This window comes from Pseudoalteromonas sp. SG41-5, from assembly GCF_014164495.1.
Classification (GTDB): domain Bacteria; phylum Pseudomonadota; class Gammaproteobacteria; order Enterobacterales; family Alteromonadaceae; genus Pseudoalteromonas; species Pseudoalteromonas rhizosphaerae.
Genome location: NZ_JACJFH010000001.1, coordinates 21,668 through 42,092, shown reverse-complemented (window position 1 = coordinate 42,092; position 20,425 = coordinate 21,668). Strand labels below are relative to the sequence as shown.

At 39.6% G+C, this 20,425-nt stretch carries 18 protein-coding genes; 6 read left to right on the top strand and 12 right to left on the bottom strand.

What is annotated here, in order from left to right; translation table 11 throughout:
* Positions 1-236 precede the first annotated feature (236 nt).
* Positions 237-887 carry a signal peptidase I gene (gene lepB, locus H5232_RS00210; RefSeq protein WP_182717909.1) on the bottom strand — a complete coding sequence of 217 codons (651 nt, stop codon included), beginning with the start codon at positions 885-887 and terminating at the stop codon, positions 237-239.
* Positions 888-1,050: 163 nt separating this feature from the next.
* Here lepB and H5232_RS00205 point away from each other — a divergent pair, with 163 nt between their 5' ends.
* Positions 1,051-1,776 carry a flagellar brake protein gene (locus tag H5232_RS00205; protein ID WP_257325865.1) on the top strand — a complete coding sequence of 242 codons (726 nt, stop codon included), beginning with the start codon at positions 1,051-1,053 and terminating at the stop codon, positions 1,774-1,776.
* A 54-nt stretch (positions 1,777-1,830) separates the two neighbouring features.
* Here H5232_RS00205 and H5232_RS00200 read toward each other — a convergent pair whose 3' ends face one another.
* From H5232_RS00200 to aceK, 4 genes are all read right to left on the bottom strand, one after another.
* Positions 1,831-2,085 carry a DUF2999 family protein gene (locus tag H5232_RS00200; protein ID WP_149981015.1) on the bottom strand — a complete coding sequence of 85 codons (255 nt, stop codon included), beginning with the start codon at positions 2,083-2,085 and terminating at the stop codon, positions 1,831-1,833.
* 62 nt (positions 2,086-2,147) lie between these two features.
* Complete coding sequence (locus tag H5232_RS00195) at positions 2,148-3,110, bottom strand: zinc-binding dehydrogenase (protein ID WP_182717911.1); 963 nt, start codon at positions 3,108-3,110, stop codon at positions 2,148-2,150.
* Positions 3,111-3,131: 21 nt separating this feature from the next.
* A complete protein-coding gene (locus H5232_RS00190) occupies positions 3,132-3,524 on the bottom strand; it encodes a hypothetical protein (protein WP_182830431.1) in 393 nt (130 codons plus the stop codon).
* An 82-nt stretch (positions 3,525-3,606) separates the two neighbouring features.
* Positions 3,607-5,394, bottom strand: a complete 1,788-nt coding sequence (gene aceK, locus H5232_RS00185) for a bifunctional isocitrate dehydrogenase kinase/phosphatase (protein ID WP_182830430.1) — start codon at positions 5,392-5,394, stop codon at positions 3,607-3,609.
* Positions 5,395-5,498: 104 nt separating this feature from the next.
* Between aceK and H5232_RS00180 the strand changes: the two genes are divergently transcribed.
* Positions 5,499-6,446, top strand: a complete 948-nt coding sequence (locus H5232_RS00180) for a LysR family transcriptional regulator (RefSeq protein WP_182830429.1) — start codon at positions 5,499-5,501, stop codon at positions 6,444-6,446.
* Positions 6,447-6,595: 149 nt separating this feature from the next.
* Positions 6,596-7,045 carry a hypothetical protein gene (locus tag H5232_RS00175; RefSeq protein WP_149981184.1) on the top strand — a complete coding sequence of 150 codons (450 nt, stop codon included), beginning with the start codon at positions 6,596-6,598 and terminating at the stop codon, positions 7,043-7,045.
* Between the two features lies 1 nt (position 7,046).
* Here the strand turns inward: H5232_RS00175 and icd are convergent, their stop codons facing one another.
* Positions 7,047-8,306, bottom strand: a complete 1,260-nt coding sequence (gene icd / locus H5232_RS00170; RefSeq protein WP_182739228.1) for an NADP-dependent isocitrate dehydrogenase — start codon at positions 8,304-8,306, stop codon at positions 7,047-7,049.
* Between the two features lie 167 nt (positions 8,307-8,473).
* On the opposite strand from icd, the gene H5232_RS00165 reads away from it, so the two are divergent.
* A complete protein-coding gene (locus tag H5232_RS00165; protein WP_149981011.1) occupies positions 8,474-9,286 on the top strand; it encodes a hypothetical protein in 813 nt (270 codons plus the stop codon).
* On the opposite strand, the gene H5232_RS00160 is transcribed toward H5232_RS00165, so the two are convergent.
* From H5232_RS00160 to H5232_RS00140, 5 genes are all read right to left on the bottom strand, one after another.
* The gene (locus tag H5232_RS00160) at positions 9,275-11,977 is read right to left on the bottom strand and encodes a 7TM diverse intracellular signaling domain-containing protein (RefSeq protein ID WP_182739227.1); all 2,703 of its coding nucleotides are present in this window, start codon (positions 11,975-11,977) and stop codon (positions 9,275-9,277) included. The two genes, H5232_RS00165 and H5232_RS00160, sit on opposite strands and share 12 nt — an antisense overlap.
* Positions 11,978-12,007: 30 nt before the next feature.
* The gene (locus H5232_RS00155; protein WP_182830428.1) at positions 12,008-14,278 is read right to left on the bottom strand and encodes a TonB-dependent receptor; all 2,271 of its coding nucleotides are present in this window, start codon (positions 14,276-14,278) and stop codon (positions 12,008-12,010) included.
* 106 nt (positions 14,279-14,384) lie between these two features.
* Positions 14,385-16,631 (bottom strand): NAD(P)-binding protein, encoded by a 2,247-nt coding sequence (locus H5232_RS00150; RefSeq protein WP_182830427.1) that lies wholly within the window; start codon positions 16,629-16,631, stop codon positions 14,385-14,387.
* Between the two features lie 9 nt (positions 16,632-16,640).
* Entirely contained in the window at positions 16,641-17,597 is a 957-nt protein-coding gene (locus H5232_RS00145) for an acetoacetate decarboxylase family protein (RefSeq protein ID WP_182717918.1), read from the bottom strand.
* 69 nt (positions 17,598-17,666) lie between these two features.
* On the bottom strand, positions 17,667-18,218 hold the full coding sequence (locus tag H5232_RS00140; protein ID WP_182830426.1) for a dienelactone hydrolase family protein: 552 nt from the start codon (positions 18,216-18,218) through the stop codon (positions 17,667-17,669).
* A gap of 449 nt (positions 18,219-18,667) precedes the next feature.
* Between H5232_RS00140 and H5232_RS00135 the strand changes: the two genes are divergently transcribed.
* Complete coding sequence (locus H5232_RS00135) at positions 18,668-18,811, top strand: hypothetical protein (protein WP_182717921.1); 144 nt, start codon at positions 18,668-18,670, stop codon at positions 18,809-18,811.
* A gap of 126 nt (positions 18,812-18,937) precedes the next feature.
* Positions 18,938-19,825 carry a TIGR02285 family protein gene (locus H5232_RS00130; RefSeq protein WP_182830425.1) on the top strand — a complete coding sequence of 296 codons (888 nt, stop codon included), beginning with the start codon at positions 18,938-18,940 and terminating at the stop codon, positions 19,823-19,825.
* A 19-nt stretch (positions 19,826-19,844) separates the two neighbouring features.
* Here the strand turns inward: H5232_RS00130 and H5232_RS00125 are convergent, their stop codons facing one another.
* Positions 19,845-20,423 carry a YceI family protein gene (locus H5232_RS00125; RefSeq protein ID WP_145233661.1) on the bottom strand — a complete coding sequence of 193 codons (579 nt, stop codon included), beginning with the start codon at positions 20,421-20,423 and terminating at the stop codon, positions 19,845-19,847.
* Positions 20,424-20,425: the final 2 nt, after the last annotated feature.

Sequence of the window (20,425 nt, the reverse complement as noted above, 5' to 3'; positions counted from 1 at the left end):
AAACAACTAGTTAACTTCACCTCATTTTTTACAAATGCAGCAATATACAAAAATGCTAGAGATCAGTAATATCTGACAAAATCATAAACACTATTTTTATATACAGTTTATTGTTAGGTGAGAGTCAACAACGCTAAATTTAATCGCTAAGCTATTTTAAGTTTTAGCGCTGTTATTTTTTGCACTACTATCTTTTATCAGTGCTATCCTTTACCAGACTATAACAGCGCTTACTATTACTGTAATTCTTTTAGAAGCCTGTTTTTACGTGGTAAATAATAGTCATCGTAATCCAGTGAAACTATCACCCGCTTTGCCCTTCCGAGCAATTCAGCTCTTGGTACTAAGCCTATTACTCGTGAATCAGCACTGTTATCACGGTTATCCCCCATTGCTAAATACATATCTGTAGGGATGATAAGAGGATCAAAATTTTGCATATAAGAGCGCTGCTTAGCGAGTTTTACGGTATGTTTTATGCCATGCAAATTCTCTATTTCCACTCGGTTTATGGCGGTTTCAGCTACAGTTTCGTAATTAAGCTTTTCACCATTAATAACAAGTTGATTATTAACTAAAGCAACAGTGTCGCCCGGTACACCTATTACTCTTTTTATTAGGCGATTTTGTGCCGCAACAGAATCAAATACAATAATATCACCGGCCTGTGGCTCGGCTAGTTTAACCAGCGAAATTTTAGTAAAAGGCACTCGTAGGTCATACGCCATTTTATCTGTCAATATACGGTCGCCCTCAACAATGGTTGGCTGCATTGAACCTGTGGGTACTTCGTACCAGTCAGCCACTGCACTTCTAAAAACACACATCAGCGAGATAAATACGATTAACGAGCGGTTATTTTTCCATATTTTATAAAGGTATTTCACAGTTTTGTTCCATAAGTTAGTATGTTATTTAATAGACAAAGCAGATATTTATCAGTTCAATCAACTTTGTAACAAGGCGTGTATTACTTTTATTAATTAAGGCTTATAAACTAATACCAGTCGTTTTTCGTAGTGATTTTTTAGTTCTTTTGATGGATACTATTTGGAAACAAATAATAATAACTACGTATATATGGAAATTACACAAGACAGACCAGCGCAAGCTAGCAAAGCTAAGTTTTGCTTAGACTTACTGCCAGGTAAATTAATCGACATTCAGTTCACCAACCCATTAAGTGTCAGATTTAAACTCTCTTTAGTTGGCTATGAAGCTGGTAAGTATTTAATTTTAAAGTACCCTGTCCAAGCAAAAAAAAGCCAATATGCTGATGTGTTAAAAGAAGGCAATGGCGCAATTGTACGCTATATAGTCGAAGGTGAACGTGGGGAGTGCGTCGCTTTTTCGACCACTATATTAGCTATTTCTTTTCGACCAGAAAAATTACTTTACCTTGCTTACCCTAAGAATATTGAGAGTAGGCAACTGCGTGAAGTCAGCCGTTTACAAACCCATATACCAGCAAAGATTAGCATTAATAAATCGCATACTTATGACAGTGAAAATCTATTGCAAGGTTTGATCATCGATATTTCACCGACTGGTTGTCGCTTTACTGTGCATGTTAATTCAGGGTTTTTAGCGCTTAAAAAACGCCCCGTGTTTGTGCATGTTCTATCGCCTATCGACAACAGTGCCGTGGTGATCAGTGCGCATGTGCGCAACAATCAAATGCAGGGAGATCGTTTAAGTGTGGGCATCGAGTTTGCCGCACATGAACAACAAAAAATGCAAAACTTATTGGCCGCTTACACGATAGACATTGCTTAATAATTGCATGCTTAACAAATGAGAGTAACTAAATGTACTCTCATTGATAGCTCGTTATTGGTTTTTCAACTGCTGCTTAGCTTTTTCAAGCTCACCTTCACCAATACCAAGTGAATCAGCGGCTTCTTTGATTAAATGAGGCTGAGTCATTACCAAGCCCATTAGTGCTTGTAACTTCTCTGGTGGAATACCGAGTTGCTGCACAAGTGCCATTGCCATCATTGGGTTTTGAGTAAATGCTTGAAAAAGTTCGTGTACTTTTTCATCGCTAACATTGTGCTCTTTTAATGTTGCTATAATTGGGTTCATGTTTTTGCCTTAAATCGCTTTATAGTTGCCCATAGTTATATGGGCAAATATTGGTTTTTAAACTACTGAACTAATAATACAACTTTTCCGGCATTTTCGTTTCGTTCAAGAATCGCGTGTGCCTCACCAGCGTCTTGCCAAGGCAACGTTTTATAAATATTAAAATCAAACTGTTGATTTGCTATATCGTCATAAAATTTTGCTACAAACTCATCGCGTAGTTGGCGTTTAAACGCTTGACTGCGATTGCGCAGTGTTGAGCCATGAAACGAAATACGCTTTTGTAACAAGAGTGCAAAATCTACTTCTGCGAAGCGACCATCTAAAAATGCCAGCATAATTATTTGGCAATCCATTGCAGCGATTGCTGCATTTTTACTTAAATAGCGCCCAGATACCGGATCAACAATCACGTTCGCCGTTAAACCATGGTTTTGCATGTAAGCAACAAAATCGTCGGTTTTGTAGTTGATTACATGATCGGCACCAAGCGCTTTGGCATGTTCGCACTTTTCATCGCTACCTGCGGTAATAACAACCGTTGCCCCAATACGTTTAGCCATTTGTATAGCTGCCCCACCCACGCCACTTGCGCCTGCATGGATCAGTGCTGTTTGCCCTGCTTGTAACTTACCAAGTTGAAATAACGCACCAAACGCGGTTAAGTATACTTCGCTGATCGCTGCACCTTGCGCCATAGTTAAATCACTTGGTAAAGCCATTAATTGTGCTGCATCGACCGCTACATATTCGCTATATGCGCCGCCTGCACACAAAGTAAATACCGCTTTATTAAGCCAGCTTTGATCAACCTCGGTGCCAAGCTCAATCACAGTGCCTGCGCATTCAAGCCCTAGAATGGGGCTATCGCCCTGTGGCGCTGGATACTTACCTTGACGTTGCATACAATCAGCGCGGTTCACGCCGATAGCAGCAACTTTAATTAACACTTCATTAGTTTTTAATTGCGGTTTAGCGGTGTCGCTTAATGTTAAATGCTGATCTTGATGAGAAATAAATTGCATTGCAGCTCCTGAATTGATGAGTTAATCGATTTTACGCCACACTTCGGCTTCAACTAACTTACCATTTTCTATTAAAGAATGATGCCACAAATCTCCTTCAATTTTGTAATCAAAAGCCATGGTTTTGCCAAGCAACGATTCAATGTTACCGTAAACAAAAGTCTCTACAAATTGTTGGTTTTTTAAGGTGTACTGCCCGCCACCTGCATAATGAAACTGGCCATTTTTTTGGGTGATGTAATTAAAATGAGTGGCGGTTATTAGTTTAACTGAGGTTAACTCTGGTGCTTTGGCAGTCACATAACCTTGTTCAACTGCATATTTCCCTTCCACAAACTCCCAACTACCTAATAGCGGGTTAGCTAAAACCAGTGGTGAGGTGATGAGTAAACTTGCTAATAATAGAGATTTCATGATTTTCCTTGGATTTTGTTTTATGAAACTTTACCTTTTTACACGCCCAAAATTAATCAGACTTATGGGTAATAACCCCCGGCTAAAATCGCCAACTTTGTTTGTATGGATACACATCAGCCAATTGCCCAGCATTGATATCAGCTTGGCACTGCAGCCAAAAATCAGGACTAAATAAGTCTTGATGTTGCTGGCAAAAATGACTAAATGCTTGCTGATCAGCACTAAAAAACACTTTAAACTGACTCGGGAATACATCATTTTCGGCAACATCAAAATAGCTTTCGCTGCTTAGTTCATCAAAACTATTTTCACTGCTCGGTAAGTTTCTAAAGTTACAATCCGTTAATGGGCAAATTTCATCATAATCATAAAATACCACGCGCCCCCAACGGGTCACACCAAAGTTTTTCATCAACATATCACCGGGGAAAATATTAGCCCCAGCTAACTCTTTAATCGCCTTGCCGTAATCAAGCATTACATTATTCAATTGTTTATCGTCACATTGATTGATGTATAAATTAAGTGGTGTCATTTTGCGCTCAACGTATACATGCTTAAGCACTAAGGCTTTATTTGCAATAGCCATACTTGAGCCGATACTCGCTCGCATATGGGTAAGCAATTCATCGCTAAAACGATTTAAATCAAATGCTAAATAGCGAAATTCATGGGTGTCGACTAAACGGCCGACTCTATCCGCTTGTTTTACAAAGTCGTATTTTGCCATCACCTGTGCTTTGGTTGATGTTTTAGGCGCGCTAAATTTATCTTTTATTACCTTATAAACATAATCTGAGCCAGCAGTGGTAAATACTAGCATCACCATGCCTGGCGTGCCGGGGGCAATAATGTACTTATCATCTATGGGACTATTGTTGGTGGTGTCGACCTTATAGCGATAAAACTCTGTTTTGGCATGTTTAATAAAGCCAATGGCATTGAATAATTCAAATCGTTGCTTATGTGGCATTAGCACTGATAAGTAATCTACATAGCGCGCGGGTTGGTCGGTATCAACCATAAAGTAGGTGCGAGCAAAGCCGAATAATAAACTCAGTTGATCTGCGCCCATCATCACCGCATCAAGCTTTAAACCGCTTTGGGTATGTAAAATAGCGACAGCAAAGGGCATGTTATCGCCATTTTTAGCAATGCAACGACCTATTAAGTAGCAGGCTTTATTTCTAAAAAACAGTGAATTAGCGTATTCAATATAGCCATCGTTTAAATTCATCAGCTCATACACTTGACGACATTGCTGCTGCGCACCTAACGCCAAAGTACGCTGCAAAATATCAACATCATGAGCTAAATCTGTAAATCCAACCCGAAAAGCTTGTCGATAAATAAGTTGCTCCACCGCCTGGCTAAAGCCATTTTGCAATGAAATACGACTTACTAAATTATCAAATGGCCGAGATTTAGCGCGGTATTTGGCTTTTAAAACAAATAAATGCACGGTGCGTATTTTTTTATCATCCCAAATCGAGCCAAAAGTTGAATTAAAAAATGTATGCGCAATCGGTTGGTTTTCATGATCTTGCACCATTTGGCCATAAATATGCTTTGCCTGCTGCCACAGTCGCGGATCGTTGAGCTCTTTAAATGCAATGACTCGCACCGCTTCACTAACATTTTTAACTTGCCTTTCATATACTTGTAAACGCTCACGCATTGCCGATTGTACATTTTGCCATTGCCGTTGCTCAAAACGACTTTGTGCACCTAAGGTAATATTTAAAAACTCAGCAAACATCGCTTCAAAGCCTGCGAATACGGCACGCGCTAATTTGGTCGCAATGACTTGCTCAATTGCGTTGCTAGTTTGAGTCGATAACGTATTTGCTGTTTTTAGCTCTAGCATATTTCTATCACTTATGATGACTATGTCTATTTAGTGGTTTACACACCTTAGCAAGCACGCTTTAATTTAGATAATTAATACAGCGAATGAATAAGATTGATCAAATGAATATAAGAAATATCGATCTCAACTTGCTTGTGTACTTAAATGTACTGATAGATGAGCGAAATGTCTCGAAAGCGGCAAATAAATTAGCATTAACCCAACCAGCAATGAGTAATGCACTAAAACGTTTACGTGATTTATTTGACGATCCGCTCCTAGTACGAGCCGCAGGCTCTATGACTCCTACTGCAAAAGCGCTGAGTTTAAAACCTGAAATAGAAGCGCTGTTAAAAATGGCTGAGGCAATAACCCAACCCAGTGATATGTTTGATCCAACCACTGGCGAACTCACCTTTAGAATTATGGCGAATGATTATTTAGAATCAACGCTAGTCGCGCCTTTTATTACCCAGCAACTAAATAAACATCCAGGACTTAATTTTGATGTGCTTAGCCCCAGCGATGTTAGCCTGCAAGATATGGAAAAGGGCAGCATTGACTTAGCCATCAATCGCTTCAACGGCCTACCACGGTCTTTTCATCAGGCCAGTGTCTGGCGCGATAACTATTGCTGTTTAATGCATCCAGCTAACCCATACTTAAAACAGCCTGATCTAGAGCAATACTTAGCGTCAGAGCATATTTGGGTAAATCGTGCAGGCTGGGGGGCTGAAGCTGCCGTCACGAATAAATCAGGTAGCCAAAAGCTGGGATGGGTAGACGAAGCTCTTTGGCAGCTTGAACAAACCCGTCATATTCGGGTGTTTACTCGTCATTACATGGTGGCAAGTTTGCTATGCCAATCGCCACAACTGATCGCCACTCTACCAAGACGACAAGCAATGCTGCTAACTAAACATACCGAGTTAGTGATTAGTCCTGTGCCGTTTCAAATTGTCCCAATTGAAGTAAAAATGCTGTGGAGCCCATTACTGCATCATGCCAGCCCACACCAATGGTTACGCCGCGAACTGCAAGCGTTTGCTAATACGATTGCTGATCGCTAGAAAGCTCTAATTAAAATGGAGCTCTCTCGTTATTATTGATTAAATCAATATCAGTTATTGAAAACAACAATTTCATAAATAGTGTGCTTAGGGCTACAGTGAAGTCATACCAAATGAGTTAACCACTAACACTGAGAGACAACATTATGATGCAAACTACAGCAAGCTTCACCCAACAAGACGGATTATTTATCGACGGCCATTTACATGCGTTCATCGAACAACAACTTTGTAAGCAAACCACCCTTGAGTGTAATGATGTTTACCAAGCATTGGCGACTCTGGTTGATGAATTTGGCTGTCAATGTCGTAAAAACAAACATTTTGACAATGACAGTTTAGATGTACAAACGTTATTGCATGCGTATCAAGTTGAGCATAATCACCCGCATTGTCATGTTGATGCACAAACAACAACTGCGGTATTAGATGAATATTGCTGTCAGGTGCCAGCTATTATTGTTGTTGCTTTAATGGATACATTAAGCGGTACACCAAGCGATGAACACAATGCAAAAGCAATTTATCAACGTGCTGCAACACTGACTAATCGCCCTTGCATGTATCGTGCAAAGCTCTACAACGCCAATGCAGCGTAGTTCATGAAACTTTTAAACGCTCGATTATCCTTTGTGTAAAATCACTGCAACTGAGGATGGTCGAGTTTTGCTGCTCTGCCTGTAAATCAAAGGTCACTTCACCGGCTATAAATGTCTGTTGCAAAGCCAGCTCTATACTGTTGGCCGCTTCGTGCCAATTCATAAACTGTAGCATCATCACCGCACTTAAAATACTACTGGTAGGATTTGCACTATTTTGTCCAGCAATACGCTCAAACGTACCATGAGTTGGTTCAAAAAAAGCCACTTCATTATTTAAATTTGCTGCGGGCATAATACCAATACCACCCACTTGTGCAGTCAACATATCTGCTAGATAATCGCCATTTTGGTTGGTTGTTACCACTACATCAAATTGCTCAGGATTCATTAACGCTTGCTGGAGCATGTTATCTGCAATCACTTCTTTAATAACTAACGGTGCCAAGCCCTCACGCGGTATTTCTAGCCAACGGCCATTACTGTGTGGTATTGCTGAGAACTCAGTTTGCGCTACGGCAAACCCCCAACGCTTAAACGCACCATCAGTAAATTTAAGTACATTGCCTTTATGCACAACCGTTACCGAGTCACTATTTTGTTCAAGCGCATACGCTATTGCATAGCGCACTAGCCGCTCTGACCCTTCTTTAGAAATATTTTTAATGCCAATACCACATTGTTGATCAAAGCGCAGACGGGTTACGCCCATTTCTTGGCATAAAAAATCCAGCATTTTTTCGGCTTCGACACTGCCAGCTTGCCATTCAATTCCAGAGTACACATCTTCAGAGCTATCGCGGATCACAACAATATTGGTATTTTCAGGTTTTTTTAACGGTGACGGTAATGCGCAATAGCCTTTAATCGGCCGCATATTTACAAATAAATCCATTTCATGACGAAGAGCAACATTGAGTGAACGAAAACCTCCGCCAATCGGCGTGGTTAAAGGCCCTTTAATCGCTATTTTAAATTGCCGAACCGCATGAATCGTCTCTTGCGGAAACCAATCCCCATCATATAGCTGCGCAGCTTTTTCACCGTTAAAGACTTCCATCCAGTGAATTTTTCGCACTCCTTGATAACATAACTGCACAGCATGGTTCACAATGTCACGCATACAAGGGGAGATATCCTGCCCTACTCCATCACCATCAATATAAGCAATGATCGGCTGCGACGGAATATGCCACACGCCTTTATTATCAATGCTAATTTGTTCACCCTGAGGTGGGATTTCAATGTGTTGATAACCCATAACCTGCCATATTTTTATTATAAAATATCATATAAACATTAAACCATGGTTGGCAGTGAGTGTCGTGGTTTTAGCATCTATACTTATCATTCAACAATAAAATAGTGAACGGATTTTATCCTTTACTCGGTCTTTTGTGAGCAATTAAAAACCATTAAGTACCAGATATGAAACTGTTTAATCGAATTTTATTCGTTACTTGTTTAGCGAGTACATCTGTTTTCGCAGCCCAGCTTGATCCTCAAGGATTAACCGAGCTGTCAAAAAGCAAGCAGCAGATAATACTGCAATGGCTGAATTTTAGTCTTGAGCAAACTCAGGCAACTTTAGGCCCACTGCCATACTCTAATTTACCCATTTATTTACACCCTCGGTATATTGCATTTGAACCCGTGCCTTGGGGAAGTGTGCGCCGTGGTGATCCAGATGGCATAGAGTTACATTTTGATCGCTTTGCCAGTTTTACACAATTACGCGATGACTGGACCCTCTACCATGAAATGGCACACCTTTACTTACCGTTACTACCCTATTCGGGCTTCTGGTTAAGTGAAGGATTTGCAACCTATATGCAAAATATAATAATGCGTGATAGTAAAGTGATCACTAGGAAGCAATTTATACAACGACTATCTGCAGGGCTTGAACGCGGACGTCAGCAAACTCGAACAAAGCAACAGCCATTAAGTGAACTTGCCGACGATATGTGGCAACAAGGTGCACAACAAAGAGTTTATTGGAGTGGTAGCGCATTTTTTATTGAAGCAGAGCTGGCTTTACAGCAACAAGGACAAAGCTTGACACAATTAATAAAACGCTATCGCGAGTGTTGTTATAGCTCAAAAACAACAGCAAAAAAACTGATCACAACATTTGATCAGCTTTCACGCAGCGCCATTTTTTCAACCTTATATGCCCGTTATACACAGCGTACTGATTTTCCGGACATTACCCGTGAGCAGCTTATTTTACTGAGGTGAGTGACATAAAATATCATCAATTTCATCAAACACTTGATAAACTAAATGGCTATCTAACATCACGCTATCGGCTTTAAGGGCTTTGTCTAACTTGATTGCATGTTGGTACAATGTTTCGCACTCAAACATTCCAGCAGTTCCTTTTAGCATATGAACACTTTGTGCAAACCCTGTCATATCGCCATCTGTATATTGCTTGGTTATTGTTTCTCGCTGCTTTTTAAGCCCTTCTATGTACACCTGTTTAAGCACCTCAAATTCATGCTCTGGCAATTTTACATCTTCAAGCATTTCGATATCTAAATAACTAGCAATTTTATGACTAAATTCACTGCGGTCAATTGGTTTGCCTATATGATCAATAAACCCTTGTTTTAGATAGCGATCAACTTCATGCTTCATAGTATTTGCTGTAAGGGCAACAATGGGTGTCGTTAATCCTGTTGCCTGCATAATATGAATCGCTTGTTCACCATCCATTACTGGCATTTGAATATCTAATAAAATCAAATCAAATTGATGATCTAGCGTAGCTTGCACTGCATCTTTGCCATTTTCTACCGCAGTAACCGTTAACCCCATTCGCTCTAAAATACGTTTGATCAGTTCACGGTTTTCAGGATGATCTTCCGCTACCAGCACTTCACCCACGAGATTTCGCTGATCTTGACTTGGCAGCTCTTTTTCTTTGCTTATAGAGATCTCATCAAAACTATTGATCCAACGCACTCGTTCAGGCATATATAGCGCGATATTGAGGCTAAACTCACTGCCACTGCCAACATGGGAATGAGCGGTGATATTACCATCTAACTTTTCGGCTAAACTTTTTGAAATATTTAAACCGAGTCCTGTACCGCCATATTTACGTGAGATCGATGAGTCAGCCTGATAAAACGGCGTGAACAAGTCTTGTTGCTCAGCCTCTGTCATCCCAATGCCGGTGTCTTTAACTTTAATGATAAGCTGCTCTTTAGTGCAACTCACCACTAATTGAATATGCCCTACCGTGGTAAATTTTAATGCATTAGCTGTTAAGTTTAACAATATTTGTCGTAATCGGGTTGGATCAGAAATAATCCAATCAGGCAGTGGGAATTGGTAATCAACTTTAAATTTAAGACCTTTATCACGAATTTGTTTGCCTAATAGCGATTCTATATGCGCAATGGTTGCAAATAAGTCAGTCTCGACTAAATCAATTTCAAGGCGATTGGCCTCTATTTTTGACATATCAAGTATGTCGTTTATGAGTCCTAAAACATGGCGGCTGTTTTGTAAAATAACCCGAATACCATGATTTCGTTCGTGAGGCTTAATATCGCCTAAAATAATACCATCTGCGTAGCCTATAATAGAGGTCATTGGCGTACGTATTTCATGACTCATATTTGCTAAAAAACGGCTCTTAGCTTCACTGGCATCAGTGAGTTCTGACGCCAATTGTTGTAACTCCTGCGTACGCAATTGCACTTTTTGCTCGAGGTTTTTAGTAAGCTCAACATTCTCATCATGTAAAATACTAAATTTATTTGCCACTGCAAACGCGAGTAACATCGCATCTAAGGCGGTGCCAATCAAACCTAATAGGTACAAATCGATTGCAATCGGCGTCAGTACACCTAAATTAGTTAAATTTCCCACCATATTAGGAATTGCCATCGCTAGGTAAGCAAAGACAAAGTATCGCGCGGGTTTAAAACCACTCATCCAACTGCGAACCCCTATGTACATGCCTAAGCATAAGGTGCACCCCGTTACTATTGTTGCCCAAATAAACCCAAAACCTGGCCACATAGCAGCGAAAGGCAAACCTGCGGTTGCCACCACAGCTAATATAATTGATGCTTTGGCTAATTGTGGAAAACTGTCTTTTAGCTTAAGCAAATTATTGAAAAATAATATGTTAGTTAATGGTATTAAAACAAACCCTAGCCAATGAAAATGGGCATTATAAAAACCAAATAGTTGATCTGGAATATGGAAAAACTGGCTCCAGGCAAATACCCAGCATGCTGTAAATAAGGCGTAATAAAGGTGGGTTACATCCCGTGCGCCAAAATATATTAATAAGTTATACAAACCCAGCGCAATGCCTACTCCGAAGCACAACATCATCACCATATTTTCGATGGTGACCTGGGTAAAGAAGTCTGCATAGGGTTTTAATACCAGTTTAGGAGGAGTGTAAAAGTAGTCACTTTCATACTTGGTGATCAAAAAGTAACGCTTGCCTGGTGTAAGGGCTATTTTATTGCCGTAATGAAAAGCAAATTCGTTTTTTTCAATCCCCCCTGTTACGTAACGCGCGGCCTCAGATGTGGGATCGGCCATATCATATACACGTGTTTCAATACGCGATACTAAGGTGTTGTAAGGGAACAACACTAATTCAGCTAGCTGAGTCTGATTTTCAAGTTCGACAACTAACCAATAACTTCCGCCATAATATGTGGTACTTGTTTGTGGTTTTTTATTGTCAAGCCACGTCGCAACCTGAGTGCTGTTATCAGGAAACCCTTCATAACTTGCCGCTAATAAGGTACCAACTTGAAACAAATTTATATCTTGTTGTTGCTCTGTATAAACAAACACATCCGCTGACTGTGTTGCTCGCACTTCGCAGACATATATTGTTAGCAAGCCTAAAAAGACTACATAGCAAAAACCTTGTATTGCTTTTAACAGCATACAATACGCCTCAGTTTAATGACAAAAAGATTAGAACTGATAACTGATATCCAAACCATAGCGGCGACCTTCCCCTTTAAAATCTTCCAACATGCCAAGGAAAGAGCTCAAATCAAACTTCAAATTACTGTACTCACTGGCAAATAAATTTTTCCCCCACAGTACAAAACCTAGGTTATCTAATTGATAACGAATATTACCATTGACTAAACTGTAACCATCTTGCATAGCATACGGATTTTGGTTTTGATCAAAATAATAGTCTGATTGATAATCCACTAGTAATTGTGTTGTTAAGGGATTACCAGCAAGCTCTAAACGATATTCTACGCCTGCACTCACATTCCACTTTGATGTAAATGGCAGCCGATTATGAGTCAAACTGTTACCCAAAGGATCAACAAATTCTTCAAATTCCGCATGGGGAATGTAACCCATCGCAAAACGCATTGAAAGTGCTTTAGTCGCTTGATAATCGAGTTCAGCTTCAAGGCCATAGATCACTGAATCACCAACGTTTTCTAATAATTGCACGGGTGGCTTTTGTGGTGAGTCTGATGGTTGGTTCATAAACACTTGCTGATCATTGTAATCATAATAAAAAGCAGCCCAATTAAACCGCACACCTTGCTCAGGCCACCATGATTTAGTACCAATTTCATGCGCATTGAGACGCTCTTTGCCATAGTCAGCTAATTCGGCTTGCTCTGGGGAAGATAAAAACCCGCCATTATAACCCCCACTTTTAATCCCATTTGCAAAACGGTAATAGCCATGGGTTGTATCGTTAATAAGGTAGTTCACAGCAAACTGGCCAGAAAAACCATTATCGGATTGCTCGCCTTGCACATGATAAAATGGCACTAAAACCCCTGCTAAATCACTCGGATCAACTACCATATTTAATTGTGCCACTGAGTCATAATCAAGTGACTCATAGGAATAACGTAGTCCAACACTTAGCAACCAATCTGAATTAAGTTGATAGTCTAACTGGCTGAAAGCGGCAATATTTTGCGTGTCAATTTGGTTATCATAGAAGAAGGTTGCGGTTAAGTCGGTGGCTAATATACCGCGATAATCTCTTAAAATATCGTTAATATTATCTTGTTTGATTGATTCATCTGCGTAATATAAACCACTGGTTAAAGTATGTTTGTTCCATTGCGTTTGCAAGCGTAACTCTTGGCTAAATAAGTGAGTATCTAAACCTAGATTTCCTTCGCATAATCGCGCTGGTGAGCCATCACAATTAAATGCATGATCGCGCTCTAATTGGTTATAACTACTAATCGAAATAATTTCGTTAAACTCATTTAATTGCCAATTAATATGTGCACTAAACCCTTTACCATCCGTTTTATGCGGAGAATCGTTATTAACTTTAACCGTGTAAAAGTCATCACTGGCATCATTGAAGCCAAAGTTATCATAGCAATTTGTCGAACCAGCTTCGCTAGGACTACATAACTGACCTGTTAATGGATCCGCCACTACACCGATATTACCGACAGGCTGCACAATACCCTGCCAATCTTCGAGGTGCGCTTGTAACAATACCTGTACAGTATCAAACTCACTTAATAGTGATAGCCGTGCATTGGTTTGTTGCATTCCAGCGGTAGGTGATTGTGCAAAAGTATTGCTGGTTGAATAGTCATAGTCTTGATGATTTAAAGCAACACGAAACGCGCTGTTATCACTTAATTGATTGTTATACATAGCATCAATACTAAACGCGTTATTATTTGCTATACCCGCTGTTAAATACCCCGACTCGTTAAATTCAGGGCGTTTAGTGCGAATTAAAATTGCTCCGCCAGTTGAATTGCGGCCAAATAAAGTCCCCTGCGGACCACGCAAAATATCCACTTGCTCAATATCAAAGAAGTTAACGATCTGATTACTTGCAGATCCTACGGCAATGTCGTCTACATAAATAGCCACAGGCGAGGTGTTCGCCGTATTGTAGTCAACTAAACCAACCCCCCGGATATTTACCGCCGGTGGCGTACCTTCAGCCGCATTTTGGCTGATTTTTAAATTAGGCGCGAATACCGATAACTCTGTTGAATCTTTATAATGTTGATTTTTAAGGCTATCACCTTTGACCTGACTAATGGCAATACTAACATCTTCAATTGCCTGCGCGCGTTTTTGGGCGAACACCTCAATGACTTCGAGGCTTTGGCTAGAGCCACTCGAATCGTCATTTTTTGCCTGTGCAGCCACAGCAAAAACGAGGCTCGACGAGCACAGCAGCAATATATGATTTGAAAAAGGATAACGTTGGCTTTTCATTAGATGGTGAACCTTAATACCGACAATGTAAAGATATTGTAATTATTTACGATTATAGACTAATTTATTGATTAAAGTCGCCAAGTTATCCATTAATTAGCTAGTTTTACTGCGCTTCAAAGGCATTTTCACCACTGATCTGCTGCGGATACCCACACAGTGCTCGTGCTGTTTGCATTCCAGCCATAACCGCAGCTTCAACACAACCTGCATTAACACCTGTTTTGATCCAATCGCCGGTAATAAATAAATTACTAAATTGCGTGCCATCAGTTGCTAAACGATATTGACTGGAACCTGAAACCGACAGCACATAACGCTCACTTGGATCAACATTCACTCGCCAGTACTGTTGATCTAAGCGCGCTGATTCTGGCACGTCATGCTGTGTATATAAAATGGACCAATCAAAGTCATTATCGTTATAAGCTAACGGCCATAATGGCTGCATATTAGTTGTTAATAGTTGTGTTAAGTTAGTTTTTACTTGTGCTTTTGCCCGTGCAGGGAAACCATGATCACTCTGTGGTGGATACTCTTGACAAGGAAATGCACTACAAAAATAGGCAATATTCTGCGGACTATTGCTTGCAGGCCACTGCTCTTTATCAATTAAGTTTTGCATTGCAGCCCAAGTATCAAACGGTTCGCTAAAACCACTCAAAATAGGCCCTTCTTCACTTGGCGGCATATACTGCCAACCTAACTGTTGATCTGTTTTATTTAACCAAATCTGACTGGCTTGTGTAGCTACCGAAAGAACATTTTTAGCCTGAGCAGCAAAGTTGTCGTCTATTGCTAATAATTGTGGGCAAACATGCTCTAATGAAGCAACTGAGACCCCAAGGATCAGCCGGTCAAAATCATCTTTAAACTGCAGTGTTTTAGTTGGTAGTTGTGCGCCAAAATGTGCTTGGTAACAGCTGGGCCAATCACTCCAAAATGATTCTAAATTAATATTATTCTGCTTTAGTAACAGGGCCTGCTCGTGGTTTATCTGCTGATAAAGAGGCTCACTTGGCCAGCAAGCTAAGTTTTTCACATCAATTAATGGCTGATACTCTGATGAGTTATTTAAACTCACTTGCTGTTGTAATAACACAGAAGCAACACAGTTTTGGCCACTTTCATCAATCCCAGGTGTAAGTTGCTGTAGTTGATGGAAGAATTCAAAGTTAACGCCTCTTTGTTTTAATAGTTCATACAATGGCGCAAAAATAACATCGCCCATTCCCGCCTGCATTTTCCACATTACCCCACCGCGATAACACAATGCGATTCTAAGCATGGCAATTGCAGCAACTCCAGCTTCTACATTTGGTTTTTTAAAATCACCTTGTGGGTAGGCAAACACTAAATCATAAAAACCACGCACGGGCGCAGAATCGACACTGTATTGTTTATTCGCACCATTTTTTAATAACCATTGACGAAAATCATACTTGTTAATGACCCCAAAACCATCGCGATAAACTTTATCTTTAATCAATCCAACCAGCATCGCTATCGCTAAATCGGCACAAATATAAATACGCCTCAACTCTGCATTGTCATCCAGTAACTCGGTTAACTCTTGGTTAATCCAGCGTTTTAGTTTTCTGACAATATACCAAATCACTAAACTATCTTTCTTCTCAGAAATTTGTGGCTGCAGTGTGTTGTTACTTTGCACAAAGCTATTTAATTTATCAACAAGTAAGCTAGGTGTTGAAGTGATTTCTTGATTGAGATTTTGTATATCGTTGGTAAAGGTTTGCCATGCATCACTGCCATCAGAAACCAAGGTCTGAATTTGTTGATGAAAATGGCGTAGTAGGTATCTATCTCGTGGTTTTTTTGTCGTTAATTGTGTGCTCTTAGCTTGGACTCTGGCGGCCAGTTCAAATTGTGGTATCCATTTTTTTAGCCATGCAAGGGTCATTTTTACAAAGTCCCACACGGTAATATCTAAACTCCCATTCGCTGGATTGCCAGGTAAAACAGGAAACTCTATAGGCCACGTTTGCCACTGTTCATCAATGTGCTCCTCAAGGGCAATAAAACTATGCGGTTTAAGTGCTTGTTGCCAGGTACTCAGTGCACTCGTTGGCGGACGCTGTAGCTTGTCGTATACAGTTTCAATGGTTTTAAAACTATTAACATAGGCACCAAACCAGACATGTAAACCATGCTCTTCTATGCGCTGCCCCATAACAGCATTACGGCCACTGGCTCCTTTTCCTCCTAAACGCCAACCTTGTTGGTACACTGTAATATGTCTTTTTTGCTGCCAATTAGGTTGTTCAGTCAGGTATAAAGCAGCCGTCATTGCGGCAACACCACCCCCTATAATAACTATTTTTTCTTGCTCCATAATGGATCCTTACTTAGGGAGTATTTGTGTAGCTTGAAGTTGGTCAAAATCCATCTTGATATAAAACGGCAAATACACAGCTTGCGCTCCTAGCTGTAAACCAAACATTTGCGCTAAAGGAAAACTATCTAGTTGCTGTAAATGTAGCTGATAAGCACCACTGAGTAGCTTAAATTGATGGATTTTCTTTATTTCTGAAGGAGAGTGCATAACCGCTTGAAAAACAGCCTTATCGCCTTGCCCGTCAGGTAATTGCTTAAATAGTATTTGATCCATCTGTGGATTCACAAAACCCTGTAACAGCTGCTTTAATAGCGAAAAATCAATACCAATATGATCCCCATCAAACAAATTGGCGACATGCTCGCCAAAGTCCTCTAATACAGATAATAAGCCATCGCTTTGCGTCTTGACGTTTTTGGTGACTGAAAATAAATGCTGTGATTGTAATTTTGACGTTGGCGAAAAATGCTTAAAACAATCCAATGAAACTGAAAAGTCGGTTATATCACTTACCGAACTGGGCATCTGGTAATCACATAAATATTTATTGTAACCCCATGTTTCTCTGCCGTTTATTAATGCATAAACATTATTTACGCAAATAAACGCCGGATACCAATAAAGATGAGTAATATCTTCATCATTGCCTTGCTTTTCTACCTTTGCAACTGGTAACCAAATAATAATATCAGTCTCTTGCATCCAACCGTGCTCACTAAAAGGCGGCGTTAATGAGGCAATTTTTTCTATGTCGGTAAAAGTTAATAATGCATATTCGCCTATGCCTTTAAAATATAACTCATCCGTTGCAACAATATTAAGCGTTGTATCGATATACTGTTGAACTTTATCCTGATCTATTTTTGCAAAAAAACCATACATATTTGCATTAGTCATTCGACATGGTGGCTTTGCAACAGGGTTTGATAAAAAGTGACTATAAGGAGGTAGTTGTACGGTCATGATTTATAATTATTTTATTGGATAAAAAAATAAGTATAGCCAAGATTTTTTACAAGGTAGTAATTTCAGTTAATTATTTTCAGTGAGCAAGTATTGGCTATATTGTTGATAACCAAAGCTATCGAAGCCTTTTGACAAGGGATTCATAAACCCATGACCGTAGTCTGCACGCTGGCATTGCACTTTGATTTGCTGCTCTAAACAAGCGAGCACAGGAAGAATATCAAAGTGCACTTCTTGCTTCGCAAAAATAAACTCGCAGGCCACGCTGGCAGACAAATCTAAATAATGACGAACTTGATTTGGATAAAATGCCACTAATCTTTTTATCTGTGAATTTTTCACAGTTGCTAGGCTTCGCCACGCAGCGGTTCCACCAGCACTAAAACCGATTACCGTAGTTGGTTTAGTTACTCTACTAAGAATGGTATTAAGCTTGTTGAAATAGTTATCGTGACCACACTCAGTGATAAATAAATCATACTGTAATTGCTCATCAATCACTGGCTGCAATTGCCCATCGAACGGATCGACAATTATGCTTTTAGCGTTAAATTGCCGTGCAAAGTGACTCAAATGAGCGGTTTTACCAAAAATATCACTAACGATAATGTATTCCATAGCCAAATCTTATTATTTACAGTTAAATTACCGCACAACAGTTAAAATACCGCTAAACGCCTTTTTCAGATTAGCTAATTAAAATACAGCAGTTAAAATACAATGGCTAGAATAAAGTTAAAATAATGCTTGCGTAAATAAAATTACTGGGGTAAATTGTCCTCTTGGTCCTAAAAAAGCCTCGCGGTTAACCTCTTTACCCTGATCCAGTAATCCCCGCAAAACGTATATTATAGAGCTAAGTTATTGTACGGCGAGAACCCCAATTCAGACTACGGCATATTTTTAAATAGTCGCATAAATGTCATAAAGATCGTCAACACTGTAATGAAGCTAAACACAACACGGTCTATCTAATTGTGCTTTGAAAGCTAATAAAGAAATTAGCGCACATTAAAGATAACAAGAAAAAAGTGAGTTTTATTATGTCTTATAGTTACAACGGATCTATGATCCAAATCGCACATCCAGTGCAATCAATTTCAGTAAATAAACAACGTGTTATTTTTTCTGATACACAAGGTTTAAAAAATACCTTATTTACAAAAGCAAGTGACGCACGTCAATTTGTTAAATGGTTAAAAGCCAATTAATCGATACTGATTTGCTTCCTCGCAATTTAAATGACGCCAGCTAATGCTGGCGTTTTGCTTTTTTTAAGCTAACTATTTAACAGCTGCTACACTTAGTATATTAATAATTTATCTGTGGTTGAATTAATGCATTATGCCTTTCGTTATGCTTTTTTATCATTGTTAATTAGCACTCCTTTGCATGCTAAAACAATTGATTGGATAGTCACTGACTTTGCCCCTTATTATATTTTTAACGATCAATACGCAGGAACAGGCCGCGATGAAGGTGTTATCGCCTTATTAGAACAACAGCTTCCTAGCTATACATTCAACCGTACTATTTTTCCATCAAGTCGCACAATACAGGAGCTGTCTAACCCAAATCATACTTACTGCATGCTCTCGCTATACCAAAGCCCGCACCGCAAACAACACATCAGCTTTAGTGAACAGACTTCGACGGTTGGCTTATCGCCTTCTATTGCCATTCACCAAGAGCTTGTGCAACATCTCAAGCTTGAAACAAGTACACCTGTATCATTGAAAAACCTACTCAATCAATACCAACTTGCACTGGGGATTTCTATGAGCCGATCATACGGTAATGCTATTGATGCAGTAATTAATAATAGTGCCGACGCATCCATAATTATTCGACCTGGTCGCGATACCCTTGCCAGTTTGACTTACATGTTAAAGAAAAAGCGCATTGATATTTTATTGGGCTACCCAAGCGAGCATTACTATTTAGCAAAATCGATGGGGTTTGAAGATCAGTTAATGCAATTGCCTCTGACTGAAGCTCCCGATCTGAGTTATGGCTATATTGGCTGTACTAATACCGAGCAAGGTATCGCGCAAGTTGAAGTGCTTAATGCAGCACTGAAAGAAATAAAACAACAACCAGCCTACCACGAAGTGTTATTACGTTGGTTACCAGATAATTTAAAACCGTTACTAGAGCAACGTTACAAGCAAACAAAAACGCCCCAACTGAGTGAGGCGTTTATCAATATTAGCATATTTATTTAACCTGAATTCAGGTTAGGTTTTACTTACGCACACCTTCAATATACAAACCAATATCAACATGTGTAGATGCAGGACCTAGGTTGTAATCAATACCAAAATCAGCAAGCTTTAAACTGGTTTCACCTTCAAAGCCAACTCGGTAACCACCCCATGGATCTTTACCTTCACCAATTTTATCGATTTCAAAGGTAATCGTTTTTGTTACACCATGAAGGGTAAACTCACCTGTTACATCAGCTTCATCACCCTCTTCATCAAACTTAATTGACGTACTTTTGAAGGTCGCTGTTGGAAACTTATCAACATTTAAAAACTCTTTACCACGTAAATGCTTATCACGTTCAGCATGGTTCGAATCGATACTTTTAGTATCAATATTAACCATGATCTGTGATGCGTCTGGGTTAGCTGCATCGTAGCTAAAGCCGCCGTCAAAAGTATTAAAACGACCGTGTAACCAGCTATAACCTAAATGCTTAATTTTAAAGTTTACAAATGCATGGGCACCTTGAGTGTCAATAACATAATCTGCAGCGTGTGCAGTATTAGCACCAAACAATGTTGCTGCTACTGCAGCTGAAAGTAATATTTTTTTCATTT